Source organism: candidate division WOR-3 bacterium (assembly GCA_039804025.1).
GTDB lineage: Bacteria > Hydrothermota > Hydrothermia > Hydrothermales > JAJRUZ01 > JBCNVI01.
The window spans coordinates 13,192-28,572 of record JBDRZP010000024.1; the positions used below are offsets into that span (position 1 = coordinate 13,192).

At 30.1% G+C, this 15,381-nt stretch carries 14 protein-coding genes; 10 read left to right on the forward strand and 4 right to left on the reverse strand.

Translation table 11 applies throughout. The features are described 5' to 3' along the window. Nucleotides 1-18: 18 nt before the first annotated feature. Entirely contained in the window at nucleotides 19-3,162 is a 3,144-nt protein-coding gene (locus ABIN73_08390; protein ID MEO0269740.1) for a S8 family serine peptidase, read from the reverse strand. Nucleotides 3,163-3,262: 100 nt separating this feature from the next. Here ABIN73_08390 and lipB point away from each other — a divergent pair, with 100 nt between their 5' ends. Genes lipB through ABIN73_08405 form a run of 3 tightly spaced genes read left to right on the forward strand, consistent with a single transcriptional unit; the run spans nucleotide 3,263 to nucleotide 6,174 of the window. Beyond that, nucleotides 3,263-3,898 carry a lipoyl(octanoyl) transferase LipB gene (gene lipB / locus ABIN73_08395; GenBank protein ID MEO0269741.1) on the forward strand — a complete coding sequence of 212 codons (636 nt, stop codon included), beginning with the start codon at nucleotides 3,263-3,265 and terminating at the stop codon, nucleotides 3,896-3,898. Continuing rightward, the gene (locus ABIN73_08400) at nucleotides 3,864-5,165 is read left to right on the forward strand and encodes a transcription antitermination factor NusB (GenBank protein ID MEO0269742.1); all 1,302 of its coding nucleotides are present in this window, start codon (nucleotides 3,864-3,866) and stop codon (nucleotides 5,163-5,165) included. The genes lipB and ABIN73_08400 overlap by 35 nt, the downstream gene beginning before the upstream one ends. A gap of 7 nt (nucleotides 5,166-5,172) precedes the next feature. Further along, nucleotides 5,173-6,174, forward strand: a complete 1,002-nt coding sequence (locus tag ABIN73_08405) for an AIR synthase related protein (GenBank protein MEO0269743.1) — start codon at nucleotides 5,173-5,175, stop codon at nucleotides 6,172-6,174. A gap of 2 nt (nucleotides 6,175-6,176) precedes the next feature. Here ABIN73_08405 and ABIN73_08410 read toward each other — a convergent pair whose 3' ends face one another. Genes ABIN73_08410 through ABIN73_08420 form a run of 3 tightly spaced genes read right to left on the reverse strand, consistent with a single transcriptional unit; the run spans nucleotide 6,177 to nucleotide 9,764 of the window. Next, complete coding sequence (locus ABIN73_08410; GenBank protein MEO0269744.1) at nucleotides 6,177-6,863, reverse strand: hypothetical protein; 687 nt, start codon at nucleotides 6,861-6,863, stop codon at nucleotides 6,177-6,179. Beyond that, nucleotides 6,763-8,718, reverse strand: coding sequence for a cytochrome c3 family protein (locus tag ABIN73_08415; GenBank protein ID MEO0269745.1), 1,956 nt, complete (start codon nucleotides 8,716-8,718; stop codon nucleotides 6,763-6,765). Before ABIN73_08415 ends, ABIN73_08410 begins: the two co-directional genes overlap by 101 nt. Next, nucleotides 8,715-9,764 carry a T9SS type A sorting domain-containing protein gene (locus tag ABIN73_08420; GenBank protein ID MEO0269746.1) on the reverse strand — a complete coding sequence of 350 codons (1,050 nt, stop codon included), beginning with the start codon at nucleotides 9,762-9,764 and terminating at the stop codon, nucleotides 8,715-8,717. Before ABIN73_08420 ends, ABIN73_08415 begins: the two co-directional genes overlap by 4 nt. A 41-nt stretch (nucleotides 9,765-9,805) precedes the next feature. Here ABIN73_08420 and ABIN73_08425 point away from each other — a divergent pair, with 41 nt between their 5' ends. The 7 genes from ABIN73_08425 to ABIN73_08455 all read left to right on the forward strand — a co-directional run bounded on the left by ABIN73_08425 (nucleotide 9,806) and on the right by ABIN73_08455 (nucleotide 15,278). Continuing rightward, on the forward strand, nucleotides 9,806-10,984 hold the full coding sequence (locus tag ABIN73_08425; protein MEO0269747.1) for an MFS transporter: 1,179 nt from the start codon (nucleotides 9,806-9,808) through the stop codon (nucleotides 10,982-10,984). Beyond that, nucleotides 10,965-12,107 (forward strand): MFS transporter, encoded by a 1,143-nt coding sequence (locus tag ABIN73_08430; protein ID MEO0269748.1) that lies wholly within the window; start codon nucleotides 10,965-10,967, stop codon nucleotides 12,105-12,107. The genes ABIN73_08425 and ABIN73_08430 overlap by 20 nt, the downstream gene beginning before the upstream one ends. Nucleotides 12,108-12,109: 2 nt before the next feature. Then, nucleotides 12,110-13,000 carry a TIGR01777 family oxidoreductase gene (locus ABIN73_08435; GenBank protein MEO0269749.1) on the forward strand — a complete coding sequence of 297 codons (891 nt, stop codon included), beginning with the start codon at nucleotides 12,110-12,112 and terminating at the stop codon, nucleotides 12,998-13,000. 241 nt (nucleotides 13,001-13,241) lie between these two features. Further along, a complete protein-coding gene (locus tag ABIN73_08440; protein MEO0269750.1) occupies nucleotides 13,242-13,424 on the forward strand; it encodes a hypothetical protein in 183 nt (60 codons plus the stop codon). 465 nt (nucleotides 13,425-13,889) lie between these two features. Next, the gene (locus tag ABIN73_08445; GenBank protein MEO0269751.1) at nucleotides 13,890-14,105 is read left to right on the forward strand and encodes a T9SS type A sorting domain-containing protein; all 216 of its coding nucleotides are present in this window, start codon (nucleotides 13,890-13,892) and stop codon (nucleotides 14,103-14,105) included. Next, nucleotides 14,102-14,671 carry a hypothetical protein gene (locus ABIN73_08450; GenBank protein ID MEO0269752.1) on the forward strand — a complete coding sequence of 190 codons (570 nt, stop codon included), beginning with the start codon at nucleotides 14,102-14,104 and terminating at the stop codon, nucleotides 14,669-14,671. Before ABIN73_08445 ends, ABIN73_08450 begins: the two co-directional genes overlap by 4 nt. A gap of 169 nt (nucleotides 14,672-14,840) precedes the next feature. Next, on the forward strand, nucleotides 14,841-15,278 hold the full coding sequence (locus tag ABIN73_08455; protein MEO0269753.1) for a hypothetical protein: 438 nt from the start codon (nucleotides 14,841-14,843) through the stop codon (nucleotides 15,276-15,278). Nucleotides 15,279-15,381 lie beyond the last annotated feature (103 nt).

Sequence of the window (15,381 nt, forward strand, 5' to 3'; positions counted from 1 at the left end):
ATTCAAAAACTTTAAGTTTTATCTTACGAGGATAGCTTTTAAAGTTCTTCTGTAATTTCCCTTTGTAAATTTAATAAAGTATATTCCAGTTCCGAGTTTTTTCCCGTTTTTAGATTTTGCATCCCAGGTATAATTTATAGTTCTATGAGTGTTCCCTCCTTTGAAAATTTCCTTTTTTATTAGTCTTCCTGTAGAGTTATAAATTTCTAATTCAGCATTTTTATAGGGTTCAAGAATGAAGCTGAAGTTTATTTTTTCCCTGAAAATAAGGGGTGAGAATTTGAAATAAGGAGTAATGGATATTTCCTTTTCTTTTACTTCTGTTGCTGGAGCACCAATTTCTAAAGATAAAAGGGCAGGTTCATTTGGAGCTTTTGTAAATGTTGATTTCCTGTAAAGTAAAACTTTTACTCTTAATGAATTATAAACATTTGTATTGAGGGCTTCAAGAGATAAAGCTCCTATTTTAGCATTTGTAAAAAATCCTGAAGAATTACCTGGCAAATCAGCATCTGGAATCAGTTGCCAGGTTGTGCCGTCGAAATATTCTATCTGTATACCAATAGAATCTTGTGGAGTGGATTTTTCCCATACAGCATAACCCCAGTTATTCTTTGGATAAGTATTCTGGAAATCATTAAAATTGATAGGAGGAGTTAAAACATAACCTTCATTATTCTGATAAGTATAATTGTAATAAACTGTAACATTATCAATAGCACATGCCCATCCCCAGTGACTTGAAGAGCTTTCATCATGATATCTCCATCTTAGCTGAATTGAGTCTTTTGGTAAGTAAGTTGAAAAGTCAAAGATTTCTTCTCCACTCACACTTGAGGTGTATGTTTTAAAAATATACCATGGACTCCATGTTCCACCTGAGAAAAATCTTGCATAAAATTCAAATGTTTCACCAGTTTGATAGACACGAAATCCATAACCATATTTAACAAAAAGATTAGAAGCATTGGAAGGAATAGGAATTTTAGGTGAAATAATATCTTCATTATAGTTTATAACACCGTTACCCGCATCATCATCAGAGTAATAGGCATATTGAGTTCCATAGTTGGGTGGGGTATATGAAGAAAGATTTGTTGTGGTTCCTGCAGTCCACATAAATCCATCTGAATTACCATCTAAAACTGTCCAGGTGGAGGGAATACCCATCTCAAAATTTTCAAAAAGTAAGGTGTCCTCTATATAACCAAAGGGTTTTAATTGTATACTATCGCCCACAATTTCTGTTCCGAAAAAGGTATTGTATTTAAATTGTGCCCCCTTTGTTTGGAACCATGAACTGAAATTAAAAGGGAGTGTTGTATCAATTGTAAATGATCTTTTTTGAGTTAAACCTGACCAGTATCCTGAAGAAGTTGTATCCCTTGCTTTTACCTTGAACCAGTAAGTTTCACCCTGATTTAAGGATACAGGGAGGGCAAATTGCACTAACTGACCACTCGGCATTGGTGGAGTTAAAGCACTATCCTTTTGAGAAAAACTTGTATCAGTTGACCAGTAGATTTTGTAAATAATATTATCCCCCTGAGGGTCAGTTGAAGTGAATTTGAAAACAGGATTTAAATCAGGTAATTTTGCAAAGTTGTAAGGACTAATAACAGTTGGTTTCTGAGGAGCACCCGGTAGAGGTGTTGCATTTATGGCTAAAAGACAATCAATTCTTCCTGCACCATAATCATTATCTTTTCCTGGTGTTCCAAGGTCAATAACTCCATATAATTCTATAATAGAGTCAATTTGTCTTGGAGTTAATTCTGGATTTTTTGAGAGCATAAGAGCAACAAGACCAGCAACATGTGGGGTTGCCATTGAAGTTCCATCCCAGCAGGTTGCATAGCCATTATCACTTGTATTACTCAGCGATGTTATACATACACCTGGTGCAGATACATCAGGATCAATAAGTCCCATCTCAGGTTGGTAATTCCAGTCATTATAAGGAGGAACATTTTCCCATGTAACAGGTCCAGGGCTTGAAAAATTGCCGTAAACATCATTTATATCAGTTGCTCCAACAGTTATAACACCTGCTGTGCTTCCAAGAACAGCTTGGTCAGGATGAATCCATGGGGGTGGAACATCACCAGGTGTTCTTATAGCATCGGGAGGAGTGTTCCATCCTCTTTCATTTCCACCTGCTATGGTCATAGCAACTCCCATTGCGTTTATGTTTACACAAACATTTCTCCATGTTGCTCTGTCAGGATTCCATGCATGTTGCCACCCAAGTGACATTGTTATAATATCAGCCCCATTATCTGCTGCATACTGCATTCCTTCCCAAACACCTGATTCAGTTCCACCACCGATATCTGTCAAAACTTTTACACACATAATTAAAGCTTCAGGAGCAACTCCGGTTGTATCACCTGCAATTCCTTCACCTGCTACAGTTCCTGCTACATGAGTTCCATGCCCGTGCCCATCTGAAGGGTCGTTGTCTCCATACGCTGTGTCCCATCCTCTTATATCATCTATATAACCGTTTCCATCATCATCCAATCCATTATTTGGAATTTCATCTGTGTTTATCCATATATGATCTGCAAGGTCTAAATGAGTATACCTTACACCTGTATCAAGAACAGCAACGATTACTCCTTGACCTCTATAACCCTGAGCCCATACCTCTCGTGCATTTATTTTTAAAATATTCCATTCAATTGTTTTCAATGGGTAAGAAGTTTCATCAGGAACTGCAAATTTTTGGTATTTTTCCTCTTTTTCACCAATCAAAAGATATCTTTCTTCATCATAATCAATAGAACTTATCCCACTTAGTTTAGATATTTCGTATATAGCTTCTTTTTTACCTTCAAAATTTATAACATTTGCAATCCAAAGGGATTTTATGTTTCTTACCAAACCTCTTTTTTCAAGTTCCTTTAATTTTTCAAGTATCGGTGCTTGAGTTTCCCTTGCAAATTCTTTTAAAGCATTTTTTACATAATTTCTGATAGCCTTTTTTGACATCTTCATATTTTTTACAATTTCCATTCCATTAAGTTGTTTTTCAAGAACAAGATTAACTTTTATATACTCATGAGGAGAGGAAGAATTAAGCTTTTCCTCAAGGTCCTGTGTGATTCTTGCTCCTTGTGAAATGGATACAAGGAGTATAAGGGAGATAATTTTTTTCATAAAAGCCCCCTCATAGGATTTGTAAAAAATGGATTAGAACCAAATTTTAATTATAATGAAATAATTGAATAAAAATCAAGATTTATTTAAAATTTTTAAAATGAAAAATTTGAATATTTTATTACTTGGGAAAAAAGATTATAAAGAAGTCTGGGATTTTCAAAAGGAACTTGTAGAGAAAAGAAAAAAGGATTTTATACCCGATACACTTATAATCTGTGAACATTTTCCAGTTTATACAACAGGTTCAAAAGGTAATTTAAATAATTTACTTGTAGATGAAAATTTTTTAAAAGTAAAAGGAATTCCTCTTTATCATATAGAAAGGGGAGGTGATATAACTTATCATGGTCCGGGTCAGCTTGTTTCATATCCAATTATTAAATTGGATGATGTTTTAAAAAGTATAAGAAAATTTGTTTATAACCTTGAAGAAGTTATGATAAAGGTTCTGATGGATTTTGGTATAAAAGGTGAAAGAAAAGATAAAAATATAGGTGTTTTTGTTAACGGGAAAAAAATAGGATCAATAGGTGTTGCTGTAAGGAATAGTGTTACTTTTCATGGTCTTGCTTTCAATATCAATATGGATCTTTCACCCTTCAAGTGGATCAAACCCTGTGGTCTTGATGTGGAAATGACAGATATATCAAAGGAAAAGAAAAAAGATATAAAAGTAGAAGATGTAATTCCAGGTTTTATTGAAAAATTTAAAGAGGTTTTTGGGTATAACTGAAGAAAGAGTTATTGCTTTTAAGATTCTTGAAAAAGTTCTTGAAGAGGACTCTTTTCTTTTACCGCAAATAATATACCATTCTTTGAATCTTGAACCTAAAAAAAGAAAATTTCTTCAAAAGTTATGTTTTGAAACTTTAAAGAATTTAATTTATATTGACCATATTATTAAGAATTTTTATAGTGGAAAATTTAAAAAACTTGAGCCAAGTGTCAGAACTATTTTAAGGGCATCCCTTACAGAACTTATTATTTTAAAAAGGAAGCCCTATGCAGTTTGTGATTCATGGACAGAGATAGCAAAAAAAGAGAATTTTGCTGCTTCAAAACTTGTTAATGGAATTTTAAGAAATGTATTAAGAAGAGGTCCCCCTGATTCTAAAGAGCCCTGGATAAATTTTTCTATTCCAAAGTGGTTATATAAAAAATTGAAAAGAGATTTTGGGGAAAATTTTGCCTTAAATTTCTGTAAATGGTTTCATTCTGACCCTCCCTATTATTTCAGGGTTTGTTTTAATAATAATGAAGAAGAGATAAGAAAAATAATAGAGGAGAAGTATAAAGAGAAAGGATTTTTTCTATCAAAACTCAGTTTTCCTCCTTATGCCTATAAAAGTTTTTATCATCCCTGGGAAGTAGGTTTAGATGAAAACTTATATTATGTTCAGGATTTTTCTTCCCAGAGTGTTATGCATTATAAGGACTTTGAAAAGGGAATTTATTTATGGGATATGACCTCTGCTCCTGGTGGAAAAAGCTTATATTTAAGTTTTATTTTAAAAAATGATGTTAAAATTTTAGCAAGTGAATTAAGAAAGAAAAGAGCAAAAATTCTGAAAGAAAATTTTTTAAAATACAGGATAAATGGATATGTTATAAATACTGATGCTACCCTTTTTTTTCCAAAAAAAGAATTTGACCTTGTAATAATTGACGCTCCCTGTTCAGGACTTGGAACAATCAGAAAAAAACCAGAAATACTTTTAAGAATGAATTTGGAGAAAATTAATGAACTAAGAAAATTGCAGGAAAAGTTAATTGATAATGCTTATAATGCTTTAAAAAAAGGCGGCTATCTTTTTTATATAACCTGTACTATATTGAAAGAAGAAAACGAAGAGCAGATAAAAAAGGCACTTGAAAAATATAATTTTGAAATAATTGAACCCCGGGTCCCATTTTTTTTAATTAAAGATAAATATTTCTTCTGTAATGGAATAGAAATGGATTCAGATTTCATGTTTGCTTCTATGCTAAAAAAAATATAATTTATATATGGAATTAAAAGAAGGAAAACTTCCCCTAAATTTACTTGAAAAATATTTAAAAATTTTACCTTTAAGTTCAGATAAGATTAAAATAAAACCAGGTCCAGGTGCTGATTCTTCAGTAATTGAAATAGGTGATTATTATCTTGTGATCACTCAGGATCCAATAACTTTTACTGAAAAAGATATAGGTTATTATGCTGTAATGGTGAATATTAATGATGTTTTATGTATGGGTGCAAAACCTGAATATTTTCTTTTTACTCTACTTCTTCCAAAAGGGATAAGTAATGAAAAAATTTTAAAAATTTTTAAAGAGGTCACAAAAGTGTGCAGAAAATACAATATCTCAGTAATTGGAGGTCATACTGAGATAACACCTGAGCTTAAAAGAATTATAATTTCCGGAACAATGATAGGATTAAGAGAAAAAAATAAAGGTTTATTTCCTAAAAAAGTAAATAAAGGTGATTATCTTTTATGTGTTAAGGAGGTCCCAATTGAAGGAATTTCAATAATAGTAAAAGAAAAAGAAGAAGAATTGAAAAAAATTATTGATGAAAAATTACTGAAGAAATTTAAAAATTATCACAAAAAACCAGGGATCGGAATTATAGAAGAAGCCCTTTTGCTTTTAGAAAATCAGGATGTTCTTGCTTTGCATGACCCAACGGAAGGCGGAATATTGAATGGAATTTATGAGTTTTGTGAATTTTTAAATCTTGGTGTTATTGTTTATGAAGATAAAATACCTGTAATAAAGGATGCAGAAAGTATTTTTAAATACTTTGGTATTGACCCTTTAAAAACGATATCATCAGGAGCTCTTCTTGTTGCAGTTAAAAGAGAAGGTATTAATGGTGTAATAAATTTACTTAAATCAAGAAAAATTATTTTCAGTTTAATTGGAGAGTTTAAAGATCCAAAATATGGGAAATGGATGATTGATAAAAAGAATAATAAATTAAAAATTATATCCTTTCAGGATGAAATTTCAAAAATCTTTTAAAATTATTTTTTAATTGATACAGAGATACCCTGTGGGTCTGTTTCAAGAATTATTGTAAAATATTTATTAAAATTAGAAATTTCTTCTAAAAAGTTTTTTAGTTCATCTTTATGAGAAATGACATTGTGGGCAATTATAAGACCTTCTTTTTTTATATATGGAAAAAATTTATTTAGAGATTCAAGATAAAGTTTTTTATCAATATCAAGAAAAAGAATATCAATATTTTTTCCAAATTCATCACCTTTAAGAAGAGAGGCATCTTTTTTAAAAGGTTTAATAATTTCTTTTAAATCAATTTTTAAAATTTCTGAACCTTCTTCCAATATTCTTAGACTTTCTTTATAAATTTCATCATTTTTTTCCACAGTGTATATTTCACCTTTTTTACCAGAAATAAATATTCCATAAAGCATCCATAATGCAGAATATAATAATCCTGAACCAAGTTCAACTATTTTTAAATTATTTTCTCTATAAATATAAGTTATGAGACATAAAAAATAAGCTGAATTTTCTGGAAGAGCCATTACACCTATATCTATTGATTTTTCTCTTAGTTTTTTAAGAAAATTTATAAAATCATTTTTAAAATTTATCTCCATGATGATGGCATCCAGATGCAAAACAGTTTGACCTATTACTACCCATTGAACCTCTATGACAGGTATTACAGAAATCGTATCCATTAATTTCTGTATTCCTTATATTGTTATCCAGAATGTCATACCCACTTCCTAATTGTCCATCGTCATCAGGAATTGGTATTGTTCCATCACGCGAAAAAATTGTGTCTCTTACCTGAAAAAGTTCATGTTTGTTAGACATATGTTTTTTCTCATGACAGGCCGCACAGGGAACAATCTGGTTACTTGCCCATCCATAACCCGGTTTAAGAGTGGGGCTTCCATTTTTTGCTCCATGGACATCATTATTTATATAGGCATTTCTTATATCAACTAAAGGAGTTTGGGGTGGTGTTATGGTAGGTGGAAAACTTCCATCATGGCAATCAAGACACCATTCTGTAAGAAAATCTGCTCCTGGTAAAACCTGTCCTGTCCCAGGGACTCTTCCATCAGTTGGGTCAGGGTCTTTTTTTAGTGGCATTGTTCCATTTGCTCTGTGCGGGTCATGACAATCTGTGCATTCTATTTTTGCTTTTGACCTTGATTGGGCTTCATCCTGAATATCATGTCTATCATTTAGATTTAAATTATTATTGGGACCAACTGCTGCTGTTACCCATCTTATAGGATTATCAAATTTTGACTTTATATTTTTTGTAGAAGGTCCGTTAAAATCATGACATGTAAAACATAAAAATTCCTCTTTATCAACTAAGAGCTTTATATATTTTTGTGAAGTGTTCGGAATTTTCCATCCATGTGGCCAGTGACAGTTAAAACATGAGTTTCTCAAATAACTCGGTAAAGGAGAATTTGTTGTTGCTTCACTTTTTCTTGCTGGGGGTAATAGATTTCCATTTAAGTCAATATATGCATAATCAGAACCATATTGACCACCTGGCCAGAGAGTGTTAATATTAGTAAAATGGGATCCTATTTGGGCGACATCCGATGGATCATGACACAAAGCACAACTATGACAGTTTGTGCAAAGGTTGTTCATAGGAGATTTATGCATAGCCTGATTTAAAAGATAACCGTTACCAGTTCCTGTCCTTTTAATTACATATCTGTTTCCAGAAGAAATTCCTGATCCATATAATGGTTCTGACCAGTTAATTGTATTTGAAGTATTTGATGTTATCACTCTTATCTGATACCAGTTTCCTGTATCATTAACATTTGGATAAATTTTTATAATCCATCCTATAAATTTGTTTGTAGGCCAGTTCTTTGTGTTATCTGTTAATGATGTAGTTGTTCCAGAAGTGCTTGTTCCATAAACACTTGTATCAGAATAAGCATAATGAATATCATGACATGTCATACATCCAACTTGATTACCATCTACAAGAGGTAAATTTTGTGGGTTATGGTAATAGGGATTTGAGGGTATTGTTACACCTACAGGGTGGGATGTATATGGTGGTATGTTTTGATTTCTTGCAGAATGACAATCCCTGCACATTGTTTCTGATGAGTTTACAAGGAAAGGAACACCTCCATTATGGTTATGCTGTTCATGGCAGGTTGAGCAGGTTAATTTATATGCATCAATACCTATATTTACATAATAATTTTTGTATTGAGCATTGGAAGTGCTTGCATCGTAGCCTGCATTATCTCCAGGAACATCAAAAGAGTGGTGAATACCTCCTGATCCTGGATTTGCTTTTTTACTTTCTTCAATTACAAAATTCTTTGCGTCTCCTGTGGGGTTGTGACACAGAGTATAACACATATTGTAATTCCCGTTAACTTTTCCAAGGTAAGGATAACTTGCATTATGTATGTCATGACAGGATCTACAGGTTACATCCCAGTCTTTTATTGGAGAATTGTTATTATGAGGATAATCTAAGGCAAATATTATTGCTGGAAAAAGAAAAATAAAAATGTAAATATTCTTTTTCATTTCAGGTTAACCCCCTTTTGAATTATAAACTTACCCTCTTTTTCTTTGATTATAACAAAATAAATTCCTTTCTTTAAAGATAGGGGAATTTCTTTTTTAAGTAAGCCATTTATAGTTTTGATATTATCAATTTTCATAACTTTTCTTCCATCTAAAGAGAATACATGAATAGTGTAATTGCCATCTGGAATCTTTAGATTTAAATGAAGATTGTTGTTTAAAATTTTTATATTATCAAAGGGTTCTCCAATTTTCTCTGATATTCCGGTTGTATAAATGTTTTGAAAGGTAAAGATATCTATTCTTGAATTCCTTTGATTTAAAATATAGAGTTTATTATCTATAAATTTAATTTTAGTGGGTGCTTTGAACTCATAAATGGAATCACCATAAGTTCCAAAGGAATCTATTTTTGCAAAGGGAGTTAAGGAATAAATATAAACTTTGCCCATAAGAGAATTAGTAACAAACAGGAGGTCTTTTCTATCTATTTCTGCTATTTCTATTCCGCCTCCTAAGTTTTTGGGTATTTCAACTAAAGTAGCAAGATAATTACCTTCTTTGTCAAAAACCATTATTCTTAAATTAGGTGCTGGTCCTTTTCTGTCCAGGATATAAAATTTATCTTTATAAAACCTGAAATCTATCGGCTTATAGGAGCTAATAGGTATAACTGTAAAAACTTTATCTTCATTTACTCTTATTATACTTGAGGGTTCCCTGCTTAATAGGAAAAGTGAATTACCTGAAATAAATCCTGAAACATAATCTCCTTGAGGCAATTTTATATTATGGGAAAATATTTTATTTCTGTAAACATGAATTATATCATCCGAGTTATTTACAATGTATAAAAATTCATTTTTATTAAGTATCACATTAGGTTGTTTTATGTTTATTTCAATTTCTGTTTCATAGTTAAGGATTTTATTTTCAATTGGAAATGAAACCCATAATTCTCTACCGTTGTTTGAAAAATCAGAAGCTAATCCCTTATAACCTATACTTGCATTATAAAATATATTAAATATGATTAAGATAATCATTTTTAACCCTCCTTATAGAATTTTAACTTGAAAAAAATAAAATGTCAAGATTAAAAGAAATAATTTTTATTTCAATAGCAAGGGGTTTTTCTGCTGCTGCTTTCTCTATTTCGATCCCTTTTTTGAACATTTATCTTTATTCAGTGAGAGGAGTTCCTATGAAAATTATAGGTCTTCTTGTTGGAACAGCTTCTCTATTAGGTGCTTTCTCAAGAATTTTCGCAGGTTTTTTAGGAGATAGGTTGGGTTGCAAAAATATAATGATTTTGGGTCTTTTATCAAGGTTTTTTGCTTTTTTATTTTTTACTATTTTTATAGTTTTTAAAGTCCATCCTTTATTATTTTTAATAGGTTTTATTCTCAATTCTCTTGGTTTTTCCTTTTTTCAAATTGGTTCTGATTCTTATGTTGGTGTTTATTTACCTCCAAAAGATAGACCGGGAGCTTTTGGAGTTATAAGAATTGGAACAAATTTAGGTTTTGCTCTTGGTCCTGCTGTAGGAGGTTTTTTATCTTCCTTATCATATTTGCTTTTATTTTCTTTATCTTCCTTATTTTCTCTTTTAGTTATACCTTTAATTCAATTTGGTGTTATTTGTCCAAAGATACCTGTTTTGAATAAAAGTCCATTTTTAAAAGAAATAAAAGATATCTTTGAGGACAAATTTTTTTTAATTTATTTATTTTCTTCTTATTTAATTTTTACCTTAGCAGGTCAGATGATTTCAACTTTATCTGTTTTTGCAAAGGAAAGAGGATTATCAAATATTTATATAGGATACTTATACACAATAAATGGGCTTTCAGTTGTTTTTTTACAGATTTTATTTACAAAATTTTCTGAGAAGTTAGGTATAAAAAGAGCTTTACTTACAGGAATTTTTCTTTATATTCTTGGATATTTTCTATTTTCCTTTGCAAGAAATTTTATTGATTTTGCTATATTTGTTTTTATTTTCACTTCCGGTGAGATGTTTACTCTTCCACTTTTAACGACAGTTGTGACAATTTATGCTAAGGAAGAAAAGAAAAGTTTATATATAGGATTTCTTGGACTTTTTGAGGGGCTTGGATGGGCGAGTGCACCTGTATATGGAGGTATTATTCTTGATTTATTTATAAAAACTCCTTTAATTATGTGGGGAATTATTGTTATTCCAGGGATAATTTCCTTTATAATTCTTATGAAATTTTTAAATTATGAAAAAATGGTTAAATAGAAATACATTTTTTCTCGGTTTAACTTCCCTTTTAAATGATATTGCTTCGGAAATAGTTCATCCCTTATTACCTGTTTTTATAGCTGAAACTTTAAAGCAGGGAGCAAAGGGTCTTGGAATTGTTGAGGGTATTGCAGAATTTACCTCCAGCACTTTCAAGCTTATTTCAGGTTATTTTTCAGATAAACTTAAAGAAAGAAAAAAAGTTACAGTATCAGGTTATTTAATTGCTGCAATATCAAGACCTCTTCTTGGTTTTGCGAATAATATCTTTTATGTTATCCTTCTTAGATTTTTTGATAGAACTGGTAAGGGTATAAGGAGTGCTCCAAGAGATGCTTTAATTGCCTTATCAGTTTCAAAAGAGCATTCAGGAAAGGCTTTTTCCTTCCAGAGGGCAATGGACCATTTGGGAGCATTTATAGGACCACTATTTGCTTTATTACTTATTACACATTTTTCAATAAGGGAGATATTTTATTTTTCTTTAATTCCAGGTTTATTGGCAGTCCTTTCAATTTCCATTTTTGTAAAAGAGGAAAAAAAAGAAAATTTGATTTTAAAAAAAGAAAGTTTCTCCTTTTATTTTAAATTGCCTTTTAAATATTATTTTTTTCTTTTTGTTTTTTTTATTTTTACTATATCTAATTCTTCTGATACATTTATAATTTTAAAGGCTAAAAAGGAAGGTTTAATTCTTGCAAGTTTACCTTTATTATGGAGTGTTTTTAATTTGATTAAATCCTTAAGTTCTATGCCTGCTGGTTTTTTGGCTGATAGGTTTGGAAAAAAGAGAATTCTTTTTTTAGGATGGCTTATTTATTCTTTATCTTATCTTGGTTTTGCCTTTGCAAAGGATTTAAAAACTTTTTTATTTTTATTTATGTTTTATGGAATCTATTATGGATTCACAGAGGGAATTGAAAGGGCAATAATATCTGATTTTTTGCCTGAAGATAAAAAAGGGACAGGATTTGGGCTCTTTTATTTTCTTCAGGGTATCGGACTTTTAATTGCCTCTTTTATATTTGGAATTTTCTGGGAAACTTTTGGACTTAAAATTCCCTTTCTAATTGGTTCCTTTTTATCTCTATTAGCAGGATTTCTTTTAATATTTGTTTAAATATGAGAATTTTGATAACAGGTGCAAGTGGGTTTTTAGGAAGTTATATTTCAGAAAATTTTTTTCAAAAGGGTTATGAAATTTTTGTTATTACAAGAAAACCTGAGAAAACGAAATTTAAAGCTTTTTTATGGAATGGAAGAGATATAATTGGAAATATAGATACTGATGGTTTTGATGCTGTAATAAATCTTGCGGGTGAAAATATTTTTTCATTAAGGTGGACTGAATCTAAAAAAGAAAGAATTTTTACAAGCAGGGTAAATTTTACAAAGAAATTATGTGATTTTATAAGCATTTTTAAAGTTAGACCAGAAGTTTTTATTCAAGCATCAGCTATAGGTTATTATAAGGGAAGTGATGAAGAAATAGATGAAAAGGGAGAAAAGGGTAATAATTTTCTTTCATATGTAGTAGAAGAGTGGGAAAGAGCTTCAGAGTTAATAGAAGAGATGGGAGTAAGGAGGGTTATTGCAAGACTTGGTATTGTTTTGGGTAATGGTGGTTTTATTAAAAAAATAGAATTACCCTTTAGATTTTTTCTTGGTTCAATTATTGGTGATAAAAACAGGTGGATTTCCTGGATTCATATTGAAGATGTTTATGAGATTTTTTCTTTTTTTATTGATAACAAAAATTTAAAAGGTATTTTTAATTTAGTTTCTCCTAACCCTGTAAAATCTTTAGATTTCTATAAAACCTTTTCAAATGTTTTAAAAAGACCTCTTTTATTTTATATTCCTGATTTTATATTAAAATTTATGATGGGCGAAATGGCTGAGAATTTGATATTACAGAGTCAGAGAGTTGTTCCTTCTAATCTTTTAAAAGTTGGTTACAAATTTAAGTTTCAAAGAATTGAAGATGCCATAAAAGATATTTATAAATACTGAATAACTTTTTTAGCATTTTAAAGACTGAAAACCTTTAGAAAAAGAATTTTTGAAAAATTTTAAAAAGATGATAGAATTATTGAATAAAGATAGAGAAATACTTTAAAATTATTTTATAAGACCGAAAGAATTTAAAATGCCATGTTATAATTTGGAGGAAATAGAGAGAAAATATGGTGAAATAGTGGCTAAAAAGATTAAGGTTAAATAGTTTATGAAAAATATGGAGAAAAGTTAACGCGTGAAGCATTCAATATTGCAAAGAGCTGTTTTCTTATGGAAAAAGAAGCTAAAAGATAAAAATTATGATGTTTCTGCTCTTATTCCTAAATCAAGAGCACCTATAAGAAGAAGACAAAAGACTCTTTACCCTGAAGTTGTTGAATATATAAAGAAAATAAGATGGGAAATTCCGCGACTGTGAATTTTGCAAAAATAAAGGAATAAAGCCAATTTCCGCTTCTACTATTGCAAAAATAATAAGATATCTTAAAGATAGAAATGAAATTATAAATCCAAAAGCAAAAATTTCTTTTTATGCAAAAACCGGCAAAGTGGTAATAAGGGAAAAGAGGAAAAAGAAAAAATTGAGAATTTGAAGAATTACTTAAAGATCCCCAGAGTAATGCTTTTGTAGAAAGATTTAATAGACTTTTCTACGAACATTTAATTGAGTGGAATTTAAACGAGATTATTCAGCCTGATAAATTCAACTACTATTTGATGAATTACCTTCTATGGTATAATCCACAAAAACCACAAAAAAGCCTTAATAATTCTCCTCCTCTTGAATATTTTTTGAAAAATTATATAAGGGACAATTATTATTCTAATATGTATATAAATCGTACAATTAAAAATTTCAGAAAAAAATTGTAATAAAATATCTTTGAATCTGCCAACAATTTTAACTCCTTCTTACTCATTGAAAACAAAAGAAAATTTTAAAATTGAAATATTTAATATCTCCGGAAGAAAGATAAAAGAAATTAAAGTAAAAGATTCTATATTTCCATTCAAAAATTTAAAGAAGGGAATATACTTTTTAAGAATTAAAAAGAATGAATTAAAAAATGAATTGAAAAAGGTTATAATTGTTTTATGATTGTTTCAATTCTGATATCTTTCTATCTGGGTCTTAACTTGAGAGGGAATATAATACCTGATGATTATTTTATTGAGTTTAAGAAAAAATCTTTTATTTATGGTCTGGGAGGGGATTTTCGCAGTTCAGAAGAAGATTATAAAGAATATTTGAGAGAATATAAGGAATATCATTTAGAGAAAGAATTTTCTTTTAATCTTAAATTTGGTTTTGAAAAAGGTTCAATTTTAAAAACTTTAAATGGTCAGTTTGTTTTTTTATTAATTCCCGGTTATTCATACACCTTTTATTGGGTAAAGTATCCTAATCAGGATGATCACTTAAAACATTATATTCATCATTTTTATGCAGTTTTTGTAAGTGGAGTAAGTGTTCCTTTTTTAATTAAAAATTTAGATTTAAAAATAAGGATATCAAGTTCATTTCTTAAATTTCATTATTACAACGAGTTATTCTTAAAAATCACAGATAAAAAACCGATAGAAGAAAGAAGAGAGGAAAGGTATTTTTTAGATTCTCAACTTTTAAAAGGTCCAATAGTTATTTTACTTTTAATTAAAATTTAAAATTATCAAATTTTTTGAAAAATAGTTAGTGAGGCAACAAAAGATGCTTTTGGAGTCAAAAAGAATTGCGGTATATTTATGGAAAAAGAAAAATTAAGAACTTTTGTAGTAGTTACTTCTTGTAATTTTAACTTTGACAGTCCTATAGTTTTTGAGATAAAATAAAGGTATGAAAAAAACTATAGTTTTAATAATTCTATTTACTTTGTTTAAAGCTTTTAGTCCTTCTTTTGCGAAAGAGGTTACCTTTACACAAGAAGACAGAGACAGGCTCATCAAGTTAGAGGTTAAAGTGGAGGAAGGCTTTAAGATGATTAATCAAAGAATAGAGGATATAAATAAAAGGATTGATGACACAAAGGCTTCTCTTCAGAAACAAATAGATGACTTGAAGAGTTTCATGCTTTGGGGATTTGGGATACTGTTTGGAGGTATGGGGATATTGATAGGTTTTGTTATCTGGGACAGGCGAACTGCCCTTGCACCAGCTATAAGGAAAAATAAAGAGCTCGAAGAGCGAGAAGAAAGACTTGAGCGTGCATTAAAGGAGCTTGCAAAAAAAGACCCTAAGGTTGAAGAGGCATTAAAAAATGCCGGACTTTTGTAAAGTCATTGATTTAACATGGAAAATATTTTCTTTTTAGTTCAGCATGGTGAAGCAAAATCTGAAATAGAAGATCCTGAAAGGCATTTAACAGAGAGAGGAAAAA

Coding starts and splice junctions, on each gene's coding strand:
- ABIN73_08390 (MEO0269740.1), bottom strand. CDS start 3,162: ATGAAAAAAATTATCTCCCTTATACTCCTTGTATCCATTTCACAAGGA.
- lipB (MEO0269741.1), top strand. CDS start 3,263: ATGAAAAATTTGAATATTTTATTACTTGGGAAAAAAGATTATAAAGAA.
- ABIN73_08405 (MEO0269743.1), top strand. CDS start 5,173: ATGGAATTAAAAGAAGGAAAACTTCCCCTAAATTTACTTGAAAAATAT.
- ABIN73_08410 (MEO0269744.1), bottom strand. CDS start 6,863: ATGGATACGATTTCTGTAATACCTGTCATAGAGGTTCAATGGGTAGTA.
- ABIN73_08415 (MEO0269745.1), bottom strand. CDS start 8,718: ATGAAAAAGAATATTTACATTTTTATTTTTCTTTTTCCAGCAATAATA.
- ABIN73_08420 (MEO0269746.1), bottom strand. CDS start 9,764: ATGATTATCTTAATCATATTTAATATATTTTATAATGCAAGTATAGGT.
- ABIN73_08425 (MEO0269747.1), top strand. CDS start 9,806: ATGTCAAGATTAAAAGAAATAATTTTTATTTCAATAGCAAGGGGTTTT.
- ABIN73_08430 (MEO0269748.1), top strand. CDS start 10,965: ATGAAAAAATGGTTAAATAGAAATACATTTTTTCTCGGTTTAACTTCC.
- ABIN73_08435 (MEO0269749.1), top strand. CDS start 12,110: ATGAGAATTTTGATAACAGGTGCAAGTGGGTTTTTAGGAAGTTATATT.
- ABIN73_08450 (MEO0269752.1), top strand. CDS start 14,102: ATGATTGTTTCAATTCTGATATCTTTCTATCTGGGTCTTAACTTGAGA.
- ABIN73_08455 (MEO0269753.1), top strand. CDS start 14,841: ATGAAAAAAACTATAGTTTTAATAATTCTATTTACTTTGTTTAAAGCT.